This window comes from Herbihabitans rhizosphaerae (assembly GCF_004216555.1).
Taxonomy (GTDB): Bacteria; Actinomycetota; Actinomycetes; order Mycobacteriales; family Pseudonocardiaceae; genus Herbihabitans; species Herbihabitans rhizosphaerae.
Window position 1 is genome coordinate 205,760 of record NZ_SGWQ01000009.1, and the last position, 24,160, is coordinate 229,919.

At 70.5% G+C, this 24,160-nt stretch carries 22 protein-coding genes and 2 pseudogenes; 10 read left to right on the forward strand and 14 right to left on the reverse strand.

Annotated features, from left to right (window positions below; genetic code table 11):
- Window positions 1-52: 52 nt before the first annotated feature.
- The gene (locus EV193_RS34490; RefSeq protein ID WP_278044212.1) at window positions 53-181 is read left to right on the forward strand and encodes a hypothetical protein; all 129 of its coding nucleotides are present in this window, start codon (window positions 53-55) and stop codon (window positions 179-181) included.
- Here the strand turns inward: EV193_RS34490 and EV193_RS24530 are convergent, their stop codons facing one another.
- The 3 genes from EV193_RS24530 to hemE all read right to left on the reverse strand — a co-directional run bounded on the left by EV193_RS24530 (window position 182) and on the right by hemE (window position 3,235).
- Entirely contained in the window at window positions 182-574 is a 393-nt protein-coding gene (locus EV193_RS24530; RefSeq protein ID WP_130346851.1) for a DnaJ family domain-containing protein, read from the reverse strand.
- Window positions 575-749: 175 nt separating this feature from the next.
- The gene (gene hemG, locus EV193_RS24535) at window positions 750-2,153 is read right to left on the reverse strand and encodes a protoporphyrinogen oxidase (protein WP_130346853.1); all 1,404 of its coding nucleotides are present in this window, start codon (window positions 2,151-2,153) and stop codon (window positions 750-752) included.
- Window positions 2,154-2,158: 5 nt separating this feature from the next.
- Window positions 2,159-3,235: a uroporphyrinogen decarboxylase gene (gene hemE, locus EV193_RS24540; protein WP_130346855.1), complete on the reverse strand. Its 1,077-nt coding sequence runs from the start codon at window positions 3,233-3,235 to the stop codon at window positions 2,159-2,161.
- A 133-nt stretch (window positions 3,236-3,368) separates the two neighbouring features.
- Between hemE and EV193_RS24545 the strand changes: the two genes are divergently transcribed.
- From EV193_RS24545 to EV193_RS24555, 3 genes are all read left to right on the forward strand, one after another.
- Window positions 3,369-3,929 carry a DUF3000 domain-containing protein gene (locus tag EV193_RS24545; RefSeq protein ID WP_165401492.1) on the forward strand — a complete coding sequence of 187 codons (561 nt, stop codon included), beginning with the start codon at window positions 3,369-3,371 and terminating at the stop codon, window positions 3,927-3,929.
- Window positions 3,930-4,075: 146 nt separating this feature from the next.
- Window positions 4,076-5,368 (forward strand): choice-of-anchor B family protein, encoded by a 1,293-nt coding sequence (locus EV193_RS24550; RefSeq protein ID WP_130346859.1) that lies wholly within the window; start codon window positions 4,076-4,078, stop codon window positions 5,366-5,368.
- Window positions 5,369-5,378: 10 nt separating this feature from the next.
- Window positions 5,379-6,266 carry a hypothetical protein gene (locus tag EV193_RS24555; protein WP_242613631.1) on the forward strand — a complete coding sequence of 296 codons (888 nt, stop codon included), beginning with the start codon at window positions 5,379-5,381 and terminating at the stop codon, window positions 6,264-6,266.
- Here EV193_RS24555 and EV193_RS24560 read toward each other — a convergent pair.
- The 8 genes and pseudogenes from EV193_RS24560 to EV193_RS34805 form a co-directional block, all read right to left on the reverse strand.
- On the reverse strand, window positions 6,263-7,711 hold the full coding sequence (locus EV193_RS24560; protein ID WP_130346861.1) for a phenylacetate--CoA ligase family protein: 1,449 nt from the start codon (window positions 7,709-7,711) through the stop codon (window positions 6,263-6,265). The genes EV193_RS24555 and EV193_RS24560 overlap by 4 nt on opposite strands.
- A 19-nt stretch (window positions 7,712-7,730) precedes the next feature.
- Window positions 7,731-9,065 carry a diaminopimelate decarboxylase gene (gene lysA, locus EV193_RS24565; protein ID WP_130346863.1) on the reverse strand — a complete coding sequence of 445 codons (1,335 nt, stop codon included), beginning with the start codon at window positions 9,063-9,065 and terminating at the stop codon, window positions 7,731-7,733.
- 105 nt (window positions 9,066-9,170) lie between these two features.
- Window positions 9,171-9,425, reverse strand: a complete 255-nt coding sequence (locus EV193_RS34235) for a hypothetical protein (RefSeq protein WP_242613632.1) — start codon at window positions 9,423-9,425, stop codon at window positions 9,171-9,173.
- Window positions 9,426-9,453: 28 nt separating this feature from the next.
- Window positions 9,454-9,618 (reverse strand): annotated as a pseudogene (locus tag EV193_RS34495) (inositol monophosphatase family protein); the annotation flags it as partial.
- Window positions 9,619-9,766: 148 nt separating this feature from the next.
- On the reverse strand, window positions 9,767-12,205 hold the full coding sequence (locus tag EV193_RS24575; protein WP_130347037.1) for a M14 family zinc carboxypeptidase: 2,439 nt from the start codon (window positions 12,203-12,205) through the stop codon (window positions 9,767-9,769).
- 227 nt (window positions 12,206-12,432) lie between these two features.
- Window positions 12,433-12,750 (reverse strand): hypothetical protein, encoded by a 318-nt coding sequence (locus EV193_RS24580; RefSeq protein WP_130346865.1) that lies wholly within the window; start codon window positions 12,748-12,750, stop codon window positions 12,433-12,435.
- 286 nt (window positions 12,751-13,036) lie between these two features.
- Complete coding sequence (locus EV193_RS24585) at window positions 13,037-13,687, reverse strand: response regulator (protein WP_130346867.1); 651 nt, start codon at window positions 13,685-13,687, stop codon at window positions 13,037-13,039.
- A gap of 130 nt (window positions 13,688-13,817) precedes the next feature.
- A complete protein-coding gene (locus tag EV193_RS34805; protein WP_130347039.1) occupies window positions 13,818-14,093 on the reverse strand; it encodes a DUF397 domain-containing protein in 276 nt (91 codons plus the stop codon).
- 210 nt (window positions 14,094-14,303) lie between these two features.
- On the opposite strand from EV193_RS34805, the gene EV193_RS24595 reads away from it, so the two are divergent.
- The gene (locus tag EV193_RS24595) at window positions 14,304-15,230 is read left to right on the forward strand and encodes an alpha/beta fold hydrolase (protein WP_130346870.1); all 927 of its coding nucleotides are present in this window, start codon (window positions 14,304-14,306) and stop codon (window positions 15,228-15,230) included.
- 44 nt (window positions 15,231-15,274) lie between these two features.
- Here the strand turns inward: EV193_RS24595 and EV193_RS24600 are convergent.
- Window positions 15,275-16,227: pseudogene (locus EV193_RS24600) on the reverse strand (helix-turn-helix transcriptional regulator).
- A 61-nt stretch (window positions 16,228-16,288) separates the two neighbouring features.
- On the opposite strand from EV193_RS24600, the gene EV193_RS24605 reads away from it, so the two are divergent.
- Window positions 16,289-16,858 (forward strand): DinB family protein, encoded by a 570-nt coding sequence (locus tag EV193_RS24605; RefSeq protein ID WP_130346872.1) that lies wholly within the window; start codon window positions 16,289-16,291, stop codon window positions 16,856-16,858.
- Window positions 16,855-17,316, forward strand: coding sequence for a VOC family protein (locus EV193_RS24610; RefSeq protein ID WP_130346874.1), 462 nt, complete (start codon window positions 16,855-16,857; stop codon window positions 17,314-17,316). Before EV193_RS24605 ends, EV193_RS24610 begins: the two co-directional genes overlap by 4 nt.
- Before the next feature lie 3 nt (window positions 17,317-17,319).
- Here the strand turns inward: EV193_RS24610 and EV193_RS24615 are convergent, their stop codons facing one another.
- Window positions 17,320-18,477, reverse strand: a complete 1,158-nt coding sequence (locus EV193_RS24615) for a dipeptidase (RefSeq protein WP_130346876.1) — start codon at window positions 18,475-18,477, stop codon at window positions 17,320-17,322.
- 256 nt (window positions 18,478-18,733) lie between these two features.
- On the opposite strand from EV193_RS24615, the gene EV193_RS24620 reads away from it, so the two are divergent.
- From EV193_RS24620 to EV193_RS24630, 3 genes are all read left to right on the forward strand, one after another.
- Window positions 18,734-19,450 carry a response regulator gene (locus tag EV193_RS24620; protein ID WP_130346878.1) on the forward strand — a complete coding sequence of 239 codons (717 nt, stop codon included), beginning with the start codon at window positions 18,734-18,736 and terminating at the stop codon, window positions 19,448-19,450.
- Between the two features lie 260 nt (window positions 19,451-19,710).
- The gene (locus tag EV193_RS24625) at window positions 19,711-20,967 is read left to right on the forward strand and encodes a ribonuclease D (protein WP_242613633.1); all 1,257 of its coding nucleotides are present in this window, start codon (window positions 19,711-19,713) and stop codon (window positions 20,965-20,967) included.
- A gap of 57 nt (window positions 20,968-21,024) precedes the next feature.
- A complete protein-coding gene (locus EV193_RS24630) occupies window positions 21,025-23,043 on the forward strand; it encodes a protein kinase domain-containing protein (protein ID WP_130346880.1) in 2,019 nt (672 codons plus the stop codon).
- Here EV193_RS24630 and EV193_RS24635 read toward each other — a convergent pair.
- Window positions 23,033-24,160, reverse strand: a complete 1,128-nt coding sequence (locus tag EV193_RS24635; RefSeq protein ID WP_130346882.1) for a sensor histidine kinase — start codon at window positions 24,158-24,160, stop codon at window positions 23,033-23,035. The genes EV193_RS24630 and EV193_RS24635 overlap by 11 nt on opposite strands.

Sequence of the window (24,160 nt, forward strand, 5' to 3'; positions counted from 1 at the left end):
TGGCACGCCGCCCTGCGGCAGCCGATGTGCGCTGCTACACACCGGGCCGGGTTTGTCGGTCTTCAAGACCGACAAACCCCGGGCGGGAGCGTCCACAAGTGCCGCAAACGCGGTGCCGACCGAGTTCCTGGTGCGCGGCAAGATCACCAAGGTCGTGGCACAGGCCGGGTTCGCCGACTGATTAGCCGCGCCAGGCTTGGACGATCTCGTCCACGTCCACCGGCGCCACCCGCATCGGCGGGCCCACCTGCGGCTCGCGGTAGGCCTGCCGAATGCGGTCGTTGAGGTCCTCGGCGAGCTCGCGCACCCGCTTCTCGGAGCGCTCGCGGCGCACGCGCGCCGGCAGGTCCTCGATCTCCTTGGCGAGCGCGAGGGACGGCGGGAGGAAGGTCGTCGGGTCGGCCTGCTCCTCGCGCATCTTCTTGGCGACCCAGTCCATGCCGTCCTTCGCCCCCGCGGGGATCGGCTTGCCGGTACCAGGCAGGTCGTCGAAGTCGCCGCGATCCTGCGCGGTGCGGATCTGCCCCTCGATCCAGTCGCCGAACGACACGTGTGCCGGCTTCCTCCTGGTCACGGCCGCCTCCCCTCGGTCACCTCCAGGTCGTGTCTGATAAACCTCGGTCGATGGGCTTCGTGATCGAGGTGGTTCCTGACAAGGCGGAGGGCAAGGCTCGTACTGGCTCGTACTTGCCTTGTCCGACAACGCAGTCAGGGGCCGCCTCGGCGCGAAGACCGCGACCATGGGTTTGTCAGACGCGGCCTATATTATCGAAATACGCGCGCACTTTGGCCGCTGCGGATTCGCCGGTAGCGATGCACGCCGGGATGCCCACACCGTGCAGCGCCGCCCCCGCGACCTCCAGCCCCGGCACGTCGACCACCGCGCGCTCGATCGCGTCCACGGTGTCCACGTGCCCGACGCCGTACTGCGGCAGCCCGCCGCCCCACCGGGTCACCAGCGCGTCCAGCGGCGCCGCCGTGACACCGGCCAACTCGGCCAGGTCGGCGCGCACCCGGGTGATCAACTCCGCGTCGTCGACCTGGAGCGTGCCGGGGTCGCCGAACCGCCCGACCGACCCGCGCAGCAACACCGGCCCGCCGGACAGGTGCGCCCACTTGGTCGACGAGTACGTGAAGGCCTTGGCGGTGAAAGGTTTCCCGTCCGCGCGCCGCTCCTCCGCACCGATCAGCAGGCCGGACGCGGCGGGCAGCGGTGTACCGGCCGGCAGGGCCAGCGTGACCACGGCGACCGAGGCCATCTCGATCGTGCCGTACGCGCGGGACGCGGCCGGCACCTCGTCGGCGAGCAGGCGTCGCGCGGCGGGCGGCGGGACGGCGAGCACCACGGCGTCCACGTCCAGCACCGGATCGGCGGGCGCGTGCGCGGAGGCCGCCGCGCCGAGCACCAGCCGCCAACCGTGCTCGCGCCGCCGCAGCTCGCGTACCGGCGTACCCAGCCGAACGTCCACTGTGGACTCCAGCTGCTCGGCCAGTGTGAAGAGTCCACTGTGGACTGTGCTGAACACCGGGTCCGGCTTGTCCTTCGGCGGCCCGAGCAGACTCGCGGCCGCCGAGGTCAGCGAGCCGGCGCCGGAGTCCAGCGCGGCGGCGAGCGCCGGCATGGTGGCGCGCAGCCCGAGCGAGTCGACCCGCCCGGCGTACACACCGCCGAGCAGCGGGTCGACCAGCCGGTCGGTCAGCTCGTCGCCGAACCGCTCGCGCAGCAGTGTCCCCAGTGGACGGTCACCACCGCCCAGCTCCACCGGCGGCAGGCCGACCTCGGCCCGCACGCGCTGAAACCCTTGCGGTGACAGGACTTCGCGCACGCTGTCCGGCTCGGTGGGCAACCCGAGAAAGGTGCGCGCGGGCAGCCCGACGGTCCGCTCACCGGCGCGGACGGTGGGCCGCGCGGCGGTCGGATGGGTCAGCTCGGCGGCCAGCCCCAGTTCCTCGGCGAGCACGCGAGCCGAGGGCACCCGGGTCACGAACGCCTCGGCGCCGACGTCCGCGCGCACCCCGGCGATCGTGCCGGCGCGCAGCTTGCCGCCCACCCGGTCGGTCTGCTCGATCAGCGTCACCGTCGCACCGGCGCGGGACAGCCGGTAGGCCGCCGTCAGACCGGCGATCCCACCACCGACGACCGCGACCCGCACGGCGCTCACTCCCCGACGGGCAGCTCGTGCACCAGCTCGACGACGCGAGTGATCATCTCGGGGTCGGTGTCCGGCAGCACGCCGTGCCCCAGGTTGAAGATGTGTCCGGCGGCGGCGTGGCCCTCGTCCACGATCCGGCGCACCTCGCGCTCGATCGCCGGCCATCCGGCGAACAGCACGGCCGGGTCCAGGTTGCCCTGCACCACCGGCGGCGGCGCGTCGGGCGCGGCGTCGCGCAGCCGGCGCACGGCGGAGTCCAGCGGCACCCGCCAGTCCACGCCGACCACGTCCGCGCCGGTCTCGCGCATGGCGGGGAGCAGCTCGCCGGTGCCCACCCCGAAGTGGATCTTCGGCAGCGCGTCACCGACCCCGCGCAGCACCTTGGCCGAGTGCGGCTGCACCAGTTCGCGGTAGTCCCGCGCGGACAGCGCGCCGGCCCACGAGTCGAAGAGCTGGATCGCCGACACACCGGCCTCGATCTGGGTGCGCAGGAAGGTCAGCGTGATGTCGGCGAGCGTGTCGAGCAGCGCGTGCCAGGTGTCCGGGTCGGAGTGCATGAGCGCCTTGGTGCGCTCGTGGTTGCGGCTGGGCCCGCCCTCCACCAGGTAGGAGGCGAGCGTGAACGGCGCGCCGGCGAACCCGATCAGCGGCGTCTCGCCGAGCGACTCCAGCAGCAGACCGACCGCCTCGCCGACCGGACGCAGCGCGTCCGGGTCGAGCCTGGGCAGGGCGAAGACGTCGGCGGTGGAGCGCACGGTGGAGGCCACCACCGGCCCGGTGCCCGGCACGATGTCCAGGTCGACGCCGGCTGCCTTGAGCGGCACCATGATGTCGCTGAACAGGATCGCCGCGTCCACGCCGTGCCGGCGAACCGGCTGCATGGTGATCTCGCGGACCATCTCGGGGTCGAAGCACGAGGCGAGCATCGGCACGCCCTCGCGCAGCGCCCGGTACTCGGGCAGCGAACGGCCCGCCTGGCGCATGAACCACACCGGAATCCGGCTCGGCCGGCCACCTCGGGCCGCCACCAGGAAGGGCGCGTCCACCGGCACCCGGATACGCGCGTCAGTCAGCTCAGCCATCGTCCACAATCGTCCCACGTCGCGGAACCACGCCGGCCGGGGCGTCCGATACACACTCCGTGGGCACGAAGTCCGACAGTCGCACGGCGCGCCGCACCCGTCACCGGGTCGGGTGGTCCTACAGTCACCAGTCGTGACGACAACGTCGACAGCGCCCGAGCTGTTCCAGGAGGCGGTCGCCGCACTGAGAACGTTGCGGCCCCGGCCGGAGATCAAGCTCGAGCGCGTCCGCCCGCCACAACGGCTCGCTCCCTGGGCGTTCGCGCTCTCCGCGGAGGCGACCGGGCCGGCGGACGTGCTGGCCACCGGGCGGCTGATCCTGCTGCACGACCCCGAGGCACCCGAGGGATGGAACGGGGTGCTGCGAGTGGTCACCTTCGTGCGTGCCGAACTGGACGCCGAACTCGCCGACGACCCGCTGCTGCCGACCGTCGGATGGTCATGGCTGACCGACGCGCTGGAGGCCAGCGGGGCGGAGTACACCGCGCTCGGCGGCACGGTCACGGACACCACGTCGGCGCGGTTCGGCGACATCGCCGGGCCCGCCCGCACCGATGACCTGGAGTTGCGCGCTTCCTGGACGGCGGAGGACTCCGACCTCGCGCCGCACGGTGCCGCGTTCTGCCAGTTGCTGGCCAGCGTGGTCGGCCTGCCGCCCGAGGGCGTCTCGGTCATCGAGCCCCGCCGGGGCTGACCGCACCACGGCTGATCCGCGCGGGTCAGCGGTAAATGGGAAAGGTCTCCGGCCCGACTTTCGTCGGTCTCGCCGTCGCACCCGATCAGTGATGCTGAGTCTGGGTGCGAACGTCCGACCGCGACAGTTCGGCTTGGGAGACCACCATGAAGGCTCTCGTCCGCGCCGCCACCCTCGGCGCGATTCTGGTCGCCACGGCGGCGCTGTTCACACAACAGGCGTCGGCCCACGACCCGGAGACGCCCGAGGGGCAGGCCGAGATCGCGCGGTGGATGACCGCCCGCGCGCCGACCGACTTCTCGCCCGCCGTCCGGGGCGCGGCCGTGCCGTGCGCCAACGGCATGGCCGACAAGTACCCGTGCAAGAACATCGATCTGCTCAGCACGATGCCGCTCGGCCAGATCGGCGGCGGGAACGGCAACGACATCTGGGGCTGGGTCGACCCGTCGACGAAGAGGGAGTACGCGATCGTCGGGCGCACCAACGGCACCGCGTTCGTCGACGTCACCGACGCGGTCGCGCCGAAGTACCTCGGCAACCTCCCGTCCCACGGCGGCACCAGCACCTGGCGGGACATGAAGGTGTACAAGGATCACGCGTTCATCGTGGCCGACCAGATCAGGGGCCACGGGATGCAGGTGTTCGACCTGACCCGGCTGCGTGAGGTCACCAACCCGCAGACCTTTACCGAGGACGTGCACTACGACGGCTTCGGCCCGGCGCACAACATCGCGATCAACGAGGAGAGCGGCTACGCCTACGCCGTGGGCTCCAACACCTGCAGCGCGGGCCCGCACATGGTCGACATCCGGAACCCGAAGCAGCCCGTCAACGCCGGCTGCGTCAGCCAGGACGGCTACACCCACGACACCCAGTGCGTGAACTACAAGGGCCCGGACGGCTCGGCCAAGGACCGCGAACTCTGCTTCAACTCCAACGAGGACACGCTGACCATCGTCGACGTGACCGACAAGACCAACCCGACGCAGTTGGCCCGCAAGCCCTACGACGGTTCCGCGTACACCCACCAGGGCTGGCTCACCGCCGACCACCGGTACTTCCTGCTCGACGACGAGCTGGACGAGCAGTCCGGCGGCGACGGCCACACCAAGACCTACATCTTCGACGTGGCGAGCGTGGCCGACCCAAAGCCGATCGGCACCTACACCGCGCCGGTCACCGCCAGCGACCACAACCAGTACGTCATGGGCGGCCACAGCTACCAGGCCAACTACCAGTCCGGGCTGCGCGTGCTGGACATCGGTCAGGTCGCCTCCGGCAAGCTCACCGAGGCCGGGTTCTTCGACATCTACCCGCAGAGCGACCGCCCCGGCTTCAACGGCGCGTGGAGCGTGTACCCGTACTTCCCGAGCGGCAACGTCGTGGTGAACGGGATCGAGCAGGGCCTGATCGTGGTCAAGCCGAATGTCACGCGCTGACATACCCCGCATGGGTCGGGTCCGGTGGGCCGTCGAAGCCGGCATCGTGATCGTCGGACTGGCGATTGTCGCCGCGATCGCCGTGGTGGTCTCGTTCGGCCCGTCCAGTTCCGCCCCCGGCGGCCACGCCGGGATGATCATGCCGCCGGCCGGCGCGCCGACGAGCACCACACCGCACAGTGACGGGCTGACCGACTCCGACGGCGGTTTCCGGCTCAAGACGCTGGCCGTGCCGAAGGCGCGCGGCCAGGAGCAGCCGGTGGCGTTCCAGATCATCGGCCCCGGTGGCACACCGGAACGGCGGTTCACCGAGAACGCCACCAAGCAGATCCACTTCTTCGTCGTGCGCGACGACATGACCGGCTACCAGCATCGCCATCCCGTACTGGACGGCGACATATGGCACACCACGGTGGCGATCACCGACGGCGGCAGCTACCGGATGTACGCCGAGTTCGTGCCGCTCGGCAGCACGGATCTCACCCACCCAACCGTGCTCGGCGCGCCGTTCGTGGTGGCGGGAAGCACGGCCGTGGCACCGCTGCCGCCGCCGGCCGCCACCGCGACGGCCGGCCCGTTCACGGTCACCAGGCCGGACGGCCCGACGCAGCCGCAGGTCAAGCAGATCAACCAGCTCCGGTTCGCCATAACCGACGCGTTGGGCGAGCCCGCCGCGCTCGGCGCGCACCTCGGGGCGTACGCACACCTGTCGGCCTTCAATACGATCAGCATGTCGGTCACGCACCTGCATCCGCTGCAGCCACTGGGTGACGGTGGCCCGCCGCGCGAGCTGACCTTCCACGCCCAGTTCGCCGAGCGGGGCGAGCACCGGCTGTTCCTGGAGTTCGCCGTGGCCGGTGTAGTCCGGCTCGCCGAGTTCACCCTGTTCGTCACCTAACGCGTATAGCGGTGCTTGACGCCGACCGGGAAGTACTCCGGGTCACCGGCGTCGCGCAGTTCCACGTCGGGCAACTGACGCCGCGCCGGCACGTAGTTCGCGTACTCGCTGTTGAGCAGCACCAGCGCGTCCCGGATGGCCGACGCGACGGCCGCACGGTCGGCGGTGACACCCGGCGCCTGTTCGACGGTCACCCTCAGCCGCGCGTCCGCGTCGCCGTCCTCGGTCACCTCGATCACGAACTTGCCGGTGACCCGGGCGCTGACCTCCGGCTGCTCCAGTCCGACGGTCACGTTCTCCGGATACACGTTCGCGCCGAAAAATGACACCGCGAACAACGAGCGTCCGAATACGTAGACGAACGGCAGCGCGGGCTCGTCGAAACCGGGCCGGAAACCGTTCCGCACGCAGAAGTCGAGCAATTCCCGGTGCCCGATCACGCCGCCCTCGTCGGCGATGTGATAGCGGATCAGCGGTATTCCGTTGTCGCCGGAGAACAGCAGCGTGCCGTCCCGCTCCTCGCAGTACCGCGAACCCGGGTCGTACTGGACCAGCGTCGGCAGCCGCTGTTGGCCGAACAGCTCGGCCGCTAGTTTCGGTTGTGCGGCAAGGAATCGGCGCACGCTCACGGACAGCGGCGTCTCGTTGCCGAGCACGCCGGCGTCGGCCGTGCCGTACAGCGAGGCGGTGTCCCTGACCGGATCGGCCATTCCGGCGCGCTCACCGACGAGATCGCGCCACTGCTCGCTGAACACCTCGCCGGCGAGCACCATTTTGACCGAGTACGCGGCCCAGTCCAGATCGGTTCTGCCGGTGTCCACCACGTCCTTGAGGAATGGCGGATACCCGAACAGCACGGTCTGCTCGAAATGCGGCGCCAGCTCCGGAATCACCCGCAGGATCTCCGCCTTGTTGTTTCCCGGTGCGACGACGGTGAGCGGAAATCCCTTCGCCGCGAGGTGCCGCAGGCACGAGGTGGTGTACAGCCCGCCGACCCAGGTGCCCAGCGGGAAGCACACCACGGCCAGCGTCGACCGTTCGTGCGCGCGGAACCCGTGCCGAAGCACCTGGTCGAACCGGGCGGCCACGGACAGCTCGTCGGTGACGAACCGGGGCCACACGGTGGGCTGCCCCGACGAGCCGGAGGACACCGCGATCATGTCGCAACCGGCCAGCCGCCCACCCCGGCACAGCTCCGGCAGTGGGTACCGCCGGTGGTAGTTCTCCTTGGTGCACAAGGGAAGTTTGCGAAAGTCGTCCATTGTGGACACCGCGCCTGGGTCCACCCCGTGCTCGCCGAGGAATGCGCGGTAGGCCGGCACGGTGGCCGCGACGTCCTGGAACAGGTCCAGCACGCGGCGCTCCGGATCGGCGGCGCCCACGGCGTCACCGGTCAGGAAATCCCGCCACGCGGACAACACGACATCGGGGCGCTCGAGGTCCACGGGAACGACGCTACACGGCTTACGCACCGACGTCTCTGGCCAGCAGATCGTCCTCGGTTTCCCCGCGTACCAACAGGTTCGCGTGCCCGCCGCCGACCGCGACCAACGGCGGGCGGCCGACCAGGTTGTAGCTCGACGCCATCGAATGGTGGTATGCGCCGGTGCACGCGACGGCCAGCAGATCGCCGGGGTGCACGTCGCCGGGTAGCGGCACGTCGCCGGCCAGCACGTCACCCGCCTCGCAGTGCCGGCCGACCACGGCGACCCGGCGATCCGGCGTGCGACTGCGGCGGCCGACCAGCCGCACGGTGTACGGCGCTCCGTAGAGCGCCGGCCGCGGGTTGTCGCTCATCCCGCCGTCCACCGCGACGAACGTGCGCACGCCGTGCTTCACCGACACCACCCGGTACAGCGTCGTGCCGGCCCGCGCGACGATCGACCGCCCGGGCTCGATTCCCAGGTGGGGCAATGGAAAACGTAGCCGGTCGCACTCGTAGGCGATCGCGACGGTGACCCGCCGCGCGTACCCGGCGAGGTCGAATTCCGGGTCATCGGTGACATATCGCACGGCCTGCCCGCCACCCAGGTTGAGCTGGCCGAGCGTCATCCCGCACTCGTCGCGCACGGCGGCCAGCAGCGCCACCATCCGCCGTGCGGCCGTCTCGTAGTCGGACGGCCGGCGCACCTGCGAGCCGATGTGGCAGTGCAGGCCGGCCAGCGCCAGGTTCGGCCGGGCGGCGACCGCCCGCACCACGTCCGCGAGCATCGACGGCAGCACGCCGAACTTCTGGTCCGCCACGCCGGTGGTGATCGAGGTGTGAGTGTGCGCGTCCACCTCCGGCGTCACCCTGATCAGCACCTGCTGCCGGCCCGGCACGAGTGCGGCGAGCTGCTCGATCTCGCCGGCCGAGTCGATCACGATCCGGCCGACGCCGGCACGCAGGGCGGCCTTGAGATCGTCCGGCGTCTTCGCGTTGCCGTGCAGGGTGATCCGCTCGCCAGGTACCCCGGCGCGGACCGCCACCGCGACCTCGCCCGCGGAGCACACGTCGAGCGCGCAGCCCTCCTCGGTGACCCAGCGGGCCACCGCCCTGGTGAGCAGCGCCTTGCTCGCGTAGGAGATCTCGGCGCCGGGCAGCGCGTCGCGGTAGGCCCGGCACGCGGCGCGCACCTGCGCCTCGTCCAGCACGTCAACCGGGGTGCCGAAGCGCGCGGCGAGTTCGGTCGCCCGCACGCCGCCGAGCACGAGGTCACCGTGTGCGTCGATGGTCGTGCCGGTCGGCCAGAGTCCAGGATCGTCGAGTCGGCCCCGCAACGCGGGGCGCAGAGTCGGAACGATGTCGGCGAGAGTCATGTCGCCAGCGCAACGCCGGATTCGTTGCGGTGACAGGGTTCCGGACGTCGTCTTGACGCGCCCGCCGGGTACGTGAACGCCGTACTGACACCCGCGTGGCGCCGGTCACCCGATCTTGGCGAACTCCAGCAGCTCGGCGTGCGTCGCCGCGTCCGCGGCGAGCAGCACGCCGGCCGCGCTGTGCAGGGCGGACACCGCGAACACCACGTACGCCGAGATCCGCCCGGCCGCCACGTACGGCAGCGCCACCGTGCTGCCGAGCGAGCGGAAGTCCCACCGGTCGGCCCTGATCACCTCGGCGATGAACCGCGCGGCGTGGTCCCGTGCGGCGCCGGTGGACTTGCCGTCCTCGATCACCACGGTCTGGCTGTCCGCCGTCGTGCACCGCGGCGGCGGTCACCTCTCCATGTTCCACGAGCGCGATATTGGTGCTGTACAAGGGAATTCCGGACGCATAATTGCGCGTGCCGCAGATCGGGTCGACCAGCCAGTAGGCGTCGCCGGCCGGTTCAGCCCTGCCTCGTCCGACCGACGAACCGCACCTTAGGGGCACCGTGACGTAACTCAGCCACGGTGACGTACCAACGGCACCGTGCGCTGGAAGGCACCTGTACTGGGGAATTTCGGGGAAGCGGGCGAGCCACCTTCGCTCCGGGATCGGTGGAGCGAAGGTGGCCCTCGATACGCGCGCGGCTACTCGATCACCGTGGCCCCCGTGCCGCGAGCTTGCGGTCGCGCCGCTGCGAGTTGGAGCACACGTCGCCGACGTCGACCGTCTGTCCCCGGTCCACGTACACGTCGGTCACGCCGACCAGCTTGCCCTGACGGTTCTTGCAGGTCAGCTGGTACGCCTCCTTCGGCCCGTACACCGCCGGCGTCGGCGACTGGAAGTCCACCCGCAGGCCGAACCAGTCGTCCGGGTTCGCCGGGTCCACCTGGTCGTAGTTGACCAGCACGGCGGTGTAGTCACCCGGCGGCGGGTCGAACATGACCGCCCGCTCCGAGTTCGTGCCGCCCGACGCCGACCCGGCGACCTGCCGCCCCTCCGAGTCCAGGATGTACAGGTCCCAGTCGGTGTCGGTGGACGTCCAGTTCACCGAGATGTTCATCCGGCCGTTGTCCACCGCCGGCATGCCGTCCACGTGGAACGGGATCCGCTCCACGTTCTGGTCGGCCGGCCAGGTGGTGTTCTCCGGCGGCACGCCCGGCGGATTCGCCAGGCCCTCGATCGGCGCCTGCGGCGGGCCCTGTGGATCACGCCCGTACTGACCGGCCACGTACGGCCGGGTCGACGGGTTCACCGCCCAGCCGAACCGCCCGCCCGTGCCGACCAGCTTCGAGTCCAGCGTGTCGGTCACGTACTGCGGCGGGGTCACCGAACCGTCCGGCTGGATCACCGGCGAGGTCGGCGTCTGGAACGTCTTGTGCAGGTTCAGCTCGAACCCGCGCGGCGCCGAGCCGACCAGCGTGGAGTGCGTGCCGGGGTCCGCCGCGTTGGTCAGCATGTCGACGAACGCCTGCCGGTTGCCGCCCTTGCCGGCACCGGCCGCCGGCGCGACTCCGGTGTACTCGGCCACCACCGCCTCGGCGAACGGCGGGTGGAAGTCGTTCGGCCCGACCTCGAAGGTGAAGCCCCACCCGCCGGTGGCCCAGTACGACCAGTCCTCGGTGGAACCGGTGGTGTCGTACAGCGCCCACGACGGCTGGCTGATGTACCCGTTGCGCGAGGCCATCTTGTCGCCGAGTGCCTTGTACGCCGGCTCGTCCAGCGGCCGAGGCACGTCCGCCCGACCCGGCACGCGCAGCACCAGGTTGGAGAACGTGTGCAACGTGATCAGGTTGGTGACCTGGCGAGTGGACACGATGTGCCGCACGTTGCGCGTCTCCAGCTCGGAGAACGGCGATCCGCCTCGGAAGGTGTCACTGCTCCACGTCGGCGAGGCGCCCGGCCCGCCCCAGAAGCCCGCGTAGTTGCGGTTCGGGTCGATGCCGCGCAGCCGGCCGGCCGGGTTCGCCATGCACACGCCGGTGCGGAACTGTGCCGGCGAGTCGGCCGCGTTGCAGTTCTTGCGCTTCATCTCGTAGTCGAACGTGGTGAAGTCGCCCTTGGGCTCGGCCTCCCGGGAGATCGAGAACCCGTCCGGGTTGACGATCGGCACCACGATGTTGCGTGTCTTGCCGACCAGCGACCGGATCTCCGGGTTGTTCCGGTAGCCGTTGATCAGCTCGTAGGCCCACTCGATGGCGTGCTCGCCGGCCGGCCACTCCCGCGCGTGGTGCACGCCCATCAGGAAGTTGACCGCCTTGCCGTCGGCGATGTCGGCCACGTCCGTGGCGATCTCCACACCGACAACGTCCCGACCCTCCACTGTGGACAGTGGCATGGTGAACGCCTGCACGAGCTTCGGATTCTTGCGCGCGAGTTCCTTCAACTCGTAGTCGTACTCGTAGAGGTGGCGGTAGCTGGTGCGCCCGGACGGCAGCGTGGAGGCCGCCTCGCCGGACGCGTACCGGCGGTCCGCCTCCGCGTTGGCGCGCGAGGTGGCGGACAGGTCAGGGTTCAGCACCCGATAGGCGAACCCGCTGTCCCGCAACACTTTCCGGTCGTCGTCGTTGGCCAGCACGACCTCGACACCGGTGGCGTCGGCCTTCTCGGTCAGATCCAGGTCGAGCGTCTGCAGCCGCTGCTTGCCCTTCTGGTCACCGGTCTCCACCCGCACCAGTTCGGCGCGCTGCGGCGGGGTGCCCTGCGGGGTGAGCGCCAGGAAGTCGACGCCGAGGGTGACCGTGCCCGCGCGGCCGTCGTACCGGCAGCCCTGCACGATCAGCTCCTGGCCCTTGGTCACGAAGCTCTCGGCGAGCTCCTTGCTCCGCAGCGCGGACGAGCCGGCGACGATCTTGCCGGTCTTCCTGTCGAACACGGCGAGGTCCCAGTCGCCCTCACCGTCGCGGGGTGTGAGCCTGGCCTGCACCAGACCGTCCACTGTGGACGTGACCGCACGGCGGTCCACTCCTGCCGCGTTCGGCGGGAGCACCTTCTCGTAGCACGCGCGCGCGACCGACCGGTCGGCACGCAACACGTTGTCCGCCGCGGCGGCGGTCGACGAGTTCACGCCGACCACGACGGCGCCGGCGAGCACGACCACGGCGAACACCCGGCCGGCCGGTAAGCGTCCTGACGATCTCGGTACTGGCTCCACTTCGGACGACTCCTCCCGAGCTGGCTCCCGCCACACCACGGGAGCAACCACGTGACGCTAACCACATAGCGCCCGGACCGGAATCGTTACCAGTTGTCAGTCAGCTTGCCTCGAGCGTCGCGACGGGCCGCCCGTCTCCGGCGGCCCGTCCGCCCCCTGTCGCCAGATCAACTTTCGGCGCACGCCACCCAATTGTTCTCCTGGGGACCATCGCCCTTCGTGTAGGCGTCGACAATCAGATTCGTGTCGTTCCTGTAATACGACACCGCGAACTTTCCAGGAGCGTATTCCCACTGGTGCTGGGTCGTGTTCGGCACTGGGCCCGGGGCGGCTGGTCCACCATAGGCGAACGCGACACACCACGCGAACATGTCCTGGGTTTCGGCCGAAATCGGATGGCGTTCGTGGATGTACCGTGTCCCGTACTGACCTGGCACGCCACAGTGCAGCTCGAGTATCTTGTCGCCGACTTGCAACGGGATCATCGATATCTCGCCCTCTGGAATCGCTGGATTCTCAATGCATTGGACCGGGGGCACGTCCCGAGGGTGGTCGCTGGTGTGAGCCGACGCAGTCGACCCACTCAAAAGGAGTGTTCCGAGCGTGCCCAAGACAAGGGTCGCGACAGTCGGCAATGAGCCGTTCTTCATTTCGTCTCCTGCTCCGGTTACGAACCCCGCCCCATGTGGTGAGGCTATGGCTGGAAGCGTGCGGGTGCGTCGCCCTGCGGGCGGATTCGGCAGTCAACCTTGGATGATCGCGACCGAGCGGTCAGCGCAGTCCCGCAAGTCCCGCACGGTGGGCGATGAGGACGGCGTGCACCCGGTCGCGGGCGCCGATGGCGCTGAGCAAACGGGAGACGTAGGTCTTCACGGTTGACGCGGTGAGATTGAGTTCGGTGGCGATCTCGGCGTTGCGGTAACCGCGAGCGATCAAACGGAGCAGCCGTGTGTCGCGTTCGGCCAGTCCGCGTATTCGGCTGCTGTCCTCCGGACGCGGCAACGTTGCGGAAACGTGGTCCAGCAGCTTGCGGGCGACCGTCGGGGAGAAATGGGCGTTGCCAGCGGCCACCGTTCGAACTGCCTGGACAACCTGCTCGGAAGGGGAGTCCTTGATGACGAAACCTCTGGCACCGGCACGCAGTGCTTCATACACATTGTCCTCGGTGTCGTCCGTGGTGAGCACCAGAACCCGAACGTCGGGCCAGCGGGCCAGCAGGTGGCCCATAGTTGTCAGACCGTCCATTCCCGATATCCGGACGTCCATCAACACGACATCCGGGTTGTGCCGCCCGGCCTCCTCGAGCGCGTCCGCACCGGAGGACGCCTCGGCGACGACGTCGAGATCGGCCTCGGCTTCGAGGATCATTCGCAGCCCCATCCGCACGACCGGGGAGTCGTCGACCACGAGCACGGTGGTCATCGCTCGCCTCCGCCGACAACCGCAGCCATGCGCGCACCCCCCAGCAGGCGTTCCATTGGCCCCAATGTAATGAGATCCGGCCGGTCGGACCGCCCCGGTGATCTTGGAGCCGTGTGATCTTGGGCAAGATCTACAGTGGACCGCTCCCGATCTTGCGACCAGCGGTAAAAGATCGTTGTTTCGCGGCGCACCCCGGCGAGAAAGCAGAAGAAGTCCCGATCGGAGAACGCCAGATCGGGCCACCGGAGTTCTTTGAGTCCCGCACCGCGATTGTCCCCGGGACAACGGCCAGCTCGACGCACTCGCTTTCACAGGTTCCGCCACTGAAGCTCCCGGCGAGATCCCAGTCGCCCTCACCGTCGCGGGGCGTGAGCCTGGCCTGTACCAGACCGTCCACTGTGGACATGACCGCACAGCGATCGGCACCCGGCACGCCCGGTGGCAGCACCTTCTCGTAGCACGCGCGCGCGACCGACCGGTCGGCACGCGACACAGTCGGAGGGCGCTGGAAAAGATCTTGGAATTTCTTGTCGAGGGTTGTCGATCAGGCGTCGTGCCGTTCGACGCGTTCGTGACACCACCCCAGAAGCGAGACCAGAGACAAGGGATCAACGACATGAACAAGCTCCTCATCGGCACCGTCGCCGCGGCGGCCGCCGTCACCGCACTCGTCGTCGGCACCGGCCAGGCCAGCAGCGAGGTCGCCAACGAGGCCACCGCCACGCCGGCCGGCAAGGGCCACGGGCACTACGCCGACGTCAACGGTCTGCGGATGTACTACGAGGTGCACGGCCCCAGCAACGGAAGGGACAACGGCCAGCCGCCGCTGGTTCTGCTGCACGGCGCGCTGTCCGCGACCGGCACGTCGTTCGGCGAGGTGCTGCCGAAGCTGGCCAAGACCCGCAGGGTGATCTCGGTCGAGCAGCAGGCGCACGGCCACACCGCCGACATCGACCGGCCGCTGCGGATCGCCACCATGGCCGAGGACACCGCCGCGCTGCTGCGCAAGATCGGCGTCGGAAAGGCCGACATCTTCGGGTACAGCATGGGCGCCGGCATCGCGCTGGACCTTGGCATCAAGCACCCGGATCTGGTGCGCAAGCTGGTGCTCGCCGCCGTCTCGTTCAACAAGAACGGCCTGCACCCCGGCGTGCTGGACGGCATCGACCAGCTCAAGCCCGAGCACCTGTACGGCTCGCCGTTCCACGAGGAGTACCTCAAGATCGCGCCGCGCCCGCAGGACTTCGACCGGTTCGTGGAGAAGGTCAAGGACCTGAACAAGAACATCCCGGACCTGCCGGCGAGCGCCGTCGCGTCGGTGAAGGCGCCGGTCCTGACGATCGCCGGCGACTCGGACATCGTGCGGCCCGAGCACGCGGTGGAGCTGTTCCGTCTGTTCGGCGGCGGCGTGCCGGGTGACAACGTCGGCCTGCCGAACTCGCAGCTGGCGATCCTGCCCGGCACCACGCACGTGACGCTCGTCCAGCGGGCCGACCTGCTGCTGCCGATCGTGCCGGCGTTCCTGGACGCGCCGGTCAAGTAGTCGCGAGTCGCACTGATGGCGCCCACCGGTGATGGTGGGCGCCGTCAGTGTTTTCGCGCGGCGGCCGACCGCAGTCGCGTGGCCAGCGCACGGCAGCGCCGGCCGAGTTCCGGCGGGTCGAGTACCTCGAAGTCGTGGCCGAGCAGGAGCACGTACATGAGCACGGCGTCGAGGTTGCCGGCGCCGCTGAGCACTTCGCAGCGCTCGTCGTCGCGCGGCCGCACGACCGCCGCCGATCCGGAGATCTGCGTGCGCACCGTGCCGGCCGGCGCGTGCACGAGGAAGCGCGCCTGGTGCGGGTAGACGCGACTGGCCACGCCTTCCTGCACGTGGGCCGCCGCGTCGGGCGCCTCGCGGCGGCGGAAACGCCAGGTCCGGGCGGACACCTCGGTCATCCGGTCGACGCGAAAGCTGCGCCAGTCCTCGCGATCGAGGTCGTAGGCGAACAGGTACCAGCGCCGGTCGGAGGCGACCAGAGACGGTACGGCTCGACGCGGCGCTGTCGCACCTCGCCTCCGGACGGGTAGGCGAATCCGGCCTCGACCTCGTCGCGGCACGCTCGCGCCAGCGTCATGAGCGCCTCGGGGTCGACCGGCGTGCGGCCGCCGCCGAAGGATTCCACCGAGTCGGACAGCGCCCGCACCTCGTGCCGCAACCGGATGGGCAGCACCCGGTCGAGCTTGGTCAACGCCCGCAGTGCCGCGTCGTCCGCGCCGGCGACCGCGCCACCCGCGCCGGCCAGCAGCGAGGCCGCGGTGGCGATCGCCTCCTGGTCGTCGAGCAGCAGCGGCGGCAGGTCCTGCCCCGCGCCCAGCTGGTAGCCACCACCGACGCCCTGACTGGCCCGCACCGAATAGCCGAGCGCCCGCAGCCGCTCGACATCGCGCCGGACCGTGCGCGGCGTGACACCGAGCCGGTCGGCCAGTTCCGGGCCGGTCCACACCTGGCGCTGCTCCAGCAACCCGAGCAGCGTGAGCACGCGCTCCGTCCCGTCCATGGAGACACCGTGCCAGAAATAGCGGACCTGATCTGTCCGCTATTGGTGTCAGGGTGACCGCATGGACGAACTCGACTGGAACAGGACACTGCGCTACCAGTGGGAATTCCACTGGGACCATCAGCTCCGGGACCGGCTCGCCGGCCTCACCGACGACGAGTACTTCTGGTCGCCGGTGCCGGACGCCTGGAGCGTGCGGCCGCGCGGCACCTCGACCGCGCCCATGCCGGTCGGCGGCGGGGACTTCACGATCGACTACGCCGCCCCCGAGCCGGACCCGCCGGCCTTCACCACGATCGCCTGGCGTCTCGGACACGTGATCGTCGGCGTGCTCGCCGCGCGCAACGCGGGGCACTTCGGCGCACCGGCGGCGTGGTACGACACCTGGGAGTACGCCGGCGACGCGGCCACCGCGCTCGATCAGCTCGACACGCAGCTCGACGTCTGGCTCGCCGGGGTGCGCGGCCTCGACCAGGCTGGGCTCACGGTCCCGGTCGGCGACAAGGAGCCCTACCCCGAGTTGCCGATGGCCGATCTGGTGCTGCACATCCACCGCGAGCTGATCCACCATCTGTCCGAGGTCTGCCTGCTGCGCGACCTGTACCCGCACACGAACGGAGCCACCCGATGAGCCGCCACATCCAGGTCACCTTCGACGCGCACGATCCGGCAGTGTTGTCGTCCTTCTGGCGCGACGTGCTGGGCTACGTCCACCCCGGCCCGCCCGGAGTCGATCTTCCCGAGGGCGCCGACCCGCTGGCCGCGTGGGACGACTTCCTCGCGCGGATCGGCGTGCCGAAGGAACAGCGCAACACGAGATCGGCCATCGAGGACCCGGACGGTGACGGACCTCGGATCTTCTTCCAGCAGGTGCCGGAGGACAAGATCGCGAAAAACCGCGTCCACCTCGACGTGCGTGCGGCTCCCGGGCTGCAGGGCGACGAGCGGATGGCCGTGCTGGAGGCCGAGTGCGAGCGGCTCGTCACCCTGGGCGCGACGCGAGTGCGGCGCTACGAGCCCGAACCGCCGCTGGCCTTCGGCACCATCGTGATGACCGACCCCGAGGGCAACGAGTTCTGCCTGGACTGACGGTCACCCGGACACGCGCTCGGCGTCACTCCAGGCGCGCAGCACGTTGCCGCCGGCGAGCTTGGCGAGATCTTCCTCGCTCCAGCCACGCTCCAGCAGCGCGCCGAACAGCTCCGGATAGCCACTCACGTCGGTCAGCCCGTCCGGCAGGCGCGGGCAGCCGTCGTAGTCGCCGCCGATGCCGATGTGATCGACACCGGCCACCTCGCGGGCGTGCTCGACGTGCTTGACCACGTCCTCGACGGTCGCGGGCGGCGGCGAGTCGTGCCGGCCGTCCCAGTTGTCGAAGAACCGTTCGCGCGTGGTGAGGTCGAGGTAGTTCTCCCCCGCCTCGGCCATCGCCTCACGCAGCCGCCAGCCCCACTCCACGTGGGCGGGCGACACGAAGGCCGGCACGAAGGTCACCATGCACACGCCACCGTTGCCGGCCAGGCGCGCCAGCACCTCGTCCGGCACGTTGCGCGGATGATCGGCGACCGCACGGCAGGACGAGTGGCTGAAGATCACCGGTGCGGTGGAGGTGTCCAGCGCGTCGTTCATCGTGGTGGCGGCGACGTGCGACAGGTCGACGAGCATGCCGAGCCGGTTCATCTCGCGCACCACGTCGCGGCCGAAGTCGGTGAGCCCGCCGTGCACCGGCTCGTCCGTGGCGGAGTCGGCCCACGCGGTGTTCTCGTTGTGGGTCAGCGTCATGTAGCGCACGCCGAGCCGGTGCAGCGCGCGGAGCACGCCGAGCGAGTCGGCGATGCAGTGCCCGCCCTCGGCACCGAGCATGGAGCCGATCTTCCCGGTGTCGAAGGCGGCGCGCGCCTCGTCGGCCGTCCGGGCGATCGTCAGGTCCTCCGAATAGCGGTTGGCGAGTTCGTACACCAACTCGATCTGTTCGAGCACGGCCACGGTCGCATCGGCACCCGAAAGGCGGCACGGCACATAGACCGACCAGAACTGCGCCCCGACACCCCCTCGGCGCAGCCGCACCAGGTCCGTATGCAACTGTTGTTGCTCTACGGTGAGGTCGAGGACGCCGCCGACCTCCGCGGTCCGCCCGGAAACCTTCTCGCCGGCGATCTCACGCAGTGCCCACGGCAGGTCGTTGTGCCCGTCGATGAGGGGAACGCGGCGAAGAATTTCGACCGCCGCGTCGGTTTTTGTGCTCGCCACTAAACGCGACCTACTTTCATCGTGTTGTCGACTCCCTACGTTACGTCACCAGTCGGGTAGTCACCCAATCGTGTGACGACGAACCTCCTGAGTGACAACCCGATCGGATAGATACCCAATTGATCACCCCGTTACCCCGCTCGGGCGGCTAGGCTGCCTCTGTCGACACCACTTTCGGTCCAATGGCGGCGCGGCTGTTTGGCCGAAAGTCCCGGTGCCGGTCGGGGGGCACGACCGACTCCAGGGAGGTAGTGACGTGGCTGCCGTCGGCTTAGGTCAGGCCGTTCGAACCACGCCAGCCGGCTCATTGCCGGCGAACATGGTCCCGCACCCGCGGGAAGAGTTGTTCTCGGTGCTGGTGGTCGATGACCATCCGTTGTTGAGGGAGGCGATAGCTGCCCGGTTGACCCAGATGGGCGCCGGCACAGTGCACGAGGCCGCCACGGTGGCCGAAGCGAGAGCGCGTTCGATGGCCACTGGGCCGTGCGATCTCGCGATATTGGATCTCGGGCTGCCGGACGGCAGCGGCATCGAACTGGTCACGGAACTCCGTGCCCACGGGTGGCCGCGCATTGTCGTACTGGCGTCGTCCGACGATCCATACGCCGTCCGATCGGCCTTCCAGGCGGGCGCACAGGCCTACCTGCTGAAGTCCGCATCGCCGGTGGTGGTCACCGACGGCGTCCGGCGGGTACTCGACGGCGGCGTTTACGCCGACCCGAGTGTCGCCCCCGTTCTGGCGACGGGCACCAGGGTTCCTGGCACCGACAACACGCCTCGCGAGCTTTCCGCGCGTGAGGTCGAGGTGCTCCAGCTGGTGGCCGACGGCCAGTCCAACAAGGAAATCGGCGAGGCGCTCAACCTCTCCGCGCTGACCGTGAAGAGTCATCTCTCGCGGATCGGCCGGAAGTTGGGCACCGGAGACAGGGCCCAGATGGTGGCGCTGGCCATGCGTGCCGGCGTCATCCGCTGAGCTGCTGACAGACAGGGCGGCGTGCGTCCGCGGGATTCCGCGGGCCACGTCGCTCGGTCGCGCCGTCGATCAGGTGCCACGCTGTGTCACTCCACGAGGACCCGCGTGACCCGATCGCGCCCGCGAACCCGGGATTCAGCGGGCTAAATCCCCTTGGGTGAGGTCAGAGGCACCTTCACGTCGAGCCAGGTCACCCGATCGACACCCGAAGTCGACCATTGACACTCTTCTGACGCCCGCGTCCCGTAGGGTCATCCGCCGTGAGCACGCACGGCACCCCCACTACCGAGCCGGCGTCGTCCGAGCCGGTGCCGTTGACGGTGCCGAGGGACGGGACGCCGCCCGTGATCACCGACGCGGCCGCACTGCGCCGCGCGGCCGACGCGATCGCCGCCGGCACCGGCCCGGTCGCGGTCGACACCGAACGCGCGTCCGGCTACCGGTACTCCCAGCGCGCCTACCTCGTCCAACTCCGCAGGCAGGGCGCCGGCAGCATGCTGGTCGACCCGGTCGCGCTCGGCGGCCGGATCGATCCTCTGATCACCGCGCTCGAGAACACCGAGTGGGTACTGCACGCCGCGTCCCAGGACCTGCCGTGCCTCGCCGAGCTGAACCTGCGCCCGGCGGTGCTGTTCGACACCGAACTGGCCGGGCGGCTCGCCGGCTTCGAGCGGGTCGCACTCGGCACGCTGGTCGAGCGGCTGCTCGGATACCGGCTGGAGAAGGGCCACGGCGCGGCCGACTGGTCGATGCGCCCACTGCCCGACGACTGGCTGGCCTACGCCGCGCTGGACGTCGAACTGCTCGTGGAGCTGCGCGACGAGTTGGAGTCGCAGCTGCGCGAGCAGGGCAAGCTGGAGTGGGCGCTGGAGGAGTTCGAGGCGCTGCGCACCGCGCCGCCGCCACCGCCGCGCAAGGAGCCGTGGCGGCGCACGTCCGGCATCCACCGCGCCCGCAGCGCCCGTGCGCTCGCGGTCGTGCGGGGGCTCTGGGAGAGCCGCGACGAGCTGGCCAGGCAGCGCGATGTCGCACCCGGCCGGGTCCTGCCGGACAGCGCGATCATCAGCGTGGCGGCCGAACCGCCGGCCGACGAGCGGGCACTGCTGGCCCTGCCGGTCTACCGCGGACGGGCGCAGCGCAAGCTCGCGTCCCGCTGGATGCGGGCGATCCGGGACGCGACCGCGCTGTCGAGGGCTGAGCTGCCCGACCCGTCGCCGCCACCGGACGGTCCCCCGCCGCCGAGCCGCTGGGCCGACAAGGACCCGGACGCGGCCGCGCGCCTGTCCGCCGCGCGCACCGAACTGACCGCCACCGCCGAGCGGCTCAAGCTCCCGGTGGAGAACCTGCTGCAGCCCGATCTCGTCCGGCGCACCTGCTGGGAGCCGCCCGAGGAGACCGACGTGGACACCGTGCGCGAGACCCTGCGCGCCGGCGGAGCACGCGAGTGGCAGATCGGGCTCACCGCGGAAACCCTCAGCACCGCGTTACGCGCCTCGGCGGACGGCGACGCCGGGTAAGGTATCCGCGGGTAGCGGTGGATCCCTTGCCAGGCAAGGAGAACGGGGGCGTCTCGGGTGCTGCGGGTCGATCCACTGCGTGACGACGATCCACGCTCGGTCGGGCCGTACGAGCTGCGCGGCCGTCTCGGCGCCGGTGCGATGGGCCGGGTCTATCTCGGGCACACCTCCGACGGGCGCGCCGCCGCGGTCAAACTCGTGCGCTCCGAGTACGCCGACGATCCCGAGTTTCGCCGCCGGTTCCGCCAGGAGGTCGCCGCGGCCAGCAGCGTCCGGGGCGCGCACACCGCCCGGCTGCTCGGCGCGGACACCGAATCCGACCGCCCGTGGCTGGCCAGCGAGTACCTCCCCGGACCGTCGCTGCGCGATCTGGTGGAGGACGCCGGTCCGCTGCCGCCGTCGCGGGTGGCCGAGCTGTCCGCCGGTGTGGCCCGCGCGCTGGAGGAGATCCACCGGGCGGGCGTCGTGCACCGGGATCTCAAGCCCGCCAACGTGATGCTGGACGAGCACGGCGCGCCCAAGCTGATCGACTTCGGCATCGCCCGCGCCGCCGACGTGACCAGCGTGACCGCGACCGGCATGCTGGTCGGCACGCCGTCCTACGTCGCGCCGGAACTGGTGCACGGCTCGGACGCCACGCCGGCGTCGGACGTGTTCGCGCTCGGCGTGATCATGGCGTTCCTGTCCACCGGCCGAACCCCGTTCGGCGACGGGCCGTCCACCACGATCCTGTACCGGATCGCGCACAACGAGCCGGATCTGGACGGTGTCGACCCGAGCCTGCGCGACCTGGTGGCGCGCTGCCTGGACAAGCGCCCGCTGGCCCGTCCGTCGGGGTACGCGGTGACCGCCGAGCTGACCTCGCTCGCCGGGGCCGACGCCACCGTGCCGCACACACCGCGATTACCACTGCCAACCGTCCACAGTGGACACCGCCGCACCGGACTGGCGGTCGGGCTCGGCGCGGCGGCGCTGGCCGTCGCGGCCGTGGTGGCGGTGATCCTCTGGCCGAAGGCGACACCGGCGACCGGCACGGCGTCCGACGACCCGTCCACACCCCCGCCGCCCACCACCACGAGCACGCCCCGGCCGATCCAGCCGGCGTGCACGGGAAAGCCCAGCGTCACCGGCTCCGGATCGACGATGGTGAACAACGCGATGGACGCCGTGGTGAACGCGTACGCCGCGGCGTGCTCCAGCCGCACCGCGCGGTACACCGGGAACGGGCACGGCGCCGGTGAAGTGGACTTCACCCAAGGCAAGACCGACTTCGCCATCCTGGACCGCCCGCTGCCGGCCGGCAGTGGCGTGCTGCAGGCGGCACAGGGTCGATGCAAGGAAGGGGCCGTGCACCAGCTTCCGCTGTTCGTGCACCCGCTGGTGATCGCGACCCGGCTGCCCGGCGTCGACTCGCTGGCCCTCGACGCGCCGACGGTCGCCAAGATCTTCATGGGGCGGGTCACCACATGGAACGACCCGGCGATCCGCGAGCGCAACGCCGGCGTGGCGCTGCCCGACCGGCCGATCGGGGTGTTCTACCGCTCCGACCAGACCGTGACCAACACGGCGTTCCAGCGATACCTCGCCGACGCGGGACAGGGAAACTGGCCGGGTGCCCCCGGTGTCAGGTTCACCGGCGTCGGCGGAACCGGCGTCGGCTCCGAGAGCGACATGAGCACCACGATGAACTCGACCCCCGGTTCGATCGGCTACATGTCATGGCAGAGCGCCACCGTGACCAGGCTGAACACGGTGGCGCTCGACGTGGCCGGGACACCTGCGGCCGTCAGCCAGGAGAGCGTGGCCCGCGCGGTGGCCCGGGCGGCCGAGAGCACGGATCTGGGCACCGATCCGTACGCACTGGGCAGGGTGGCCGAGCCGGGCGCCTACCCGCTGGCGATGATCGGGATCGCGGTCGTCTGCGGCAGCTATGCCGACCCGGCGACGGCCACGGCGGTCCGCGATCTGCTCACCGTCATGCTGCGCGCGCCGGAGGCCTCGGAGATCGGGTACGTGCCGCTGCCGGACAAGCTCCGCGCCGGTGTCGCCGAGAAGATCGCCACCATCACGGGCTGACCGGAAGCTGGACCGTCACGGCCAGCCCGCCGCCCGGAACCGCTTGTGCCACAACGGTTCCCCGGTGCGCCATCACGATCGCGCGCACGATCGACAGGCCCAGCCCGGTGCCCGACTGCGCGGTCCGGTCCACCCCGCCGCGACGGAACGGCTCGAACAGCTCGGCCACCCGCTCGGGCGCGATCTCCGCCCCTGACGAACTCACCCGCAGCACTGTCCACTGTGGACCGTTCTCGGTGCGGACGTCGATCCAGCCGCCGTCCACGTTGTGCCGCACGGCGTTCTCCAGCAGATTGCCGGCCACCCGCTCCAATAACGCCGGATCGCCGATCGTGTGCGCCGGCGCGTCGTGGAAGGTGGTGGACAGCGATCGGCGCTCGGCGTCGGCCCGTACCGACCGCCACGCGCCGGCCACCACCGCGGCGAGGTCCATCGACTCGGCCACCCCCACCCCGGCGCCGTCGGTGCGCGCCAACAACAGCAGCGCCTCGACGAGCTGACCGGCGCGCAGCGTGGCCGCCCGCACCACCTCGGCCATCCGGCGCAGCTCGGCCTCGTCGGCGTTCGGGTCGGCGAGCGTCACGTCCAGCTCGGTGCGGATCACCGACAGTGGGGTGCGCAGCTCGTGGCTGGCGTTGGCGACGAAGTGCCGCTGCGACTCGAACGCCGCCTGCAACCGGGCCAGCATCGCGTCGAACGTGTCGGCCAGCTCGGCCACCTCGTCGCGCGGCCCCCGGTGTTCGATCCGCTCGCCGAGCGACTCCACCGACAGCCGGTGCGCGGTGGCGGTCACCTCGCGCAGCGGGTGCAGCACCCGCCCGGTGAGCATCCAGGCCAGCAACGCGGTCGCGCCGACCACGCACACGAACGCGATCGAGCCGGCGATCAGCACCGACCGGCGCGCGTCGTCGGCGAGCACCTCGGCGAGCTTCGCGGAGTCGACGTCCACACCGCGCACCCGGACCGGGGTGCCCGGCGGCAGCGCGGGCACACCGGCGGCGACCCGGCCGGCCAGCACCCAGGCCAGCCACAGCAGCAGCAGGCTCACCGCCGCCACCAGCGCCGTGGCGAGCAGCGTGATCCTGGTGCGCAGCCCCGGGCCGCGTCGAACGGCCAT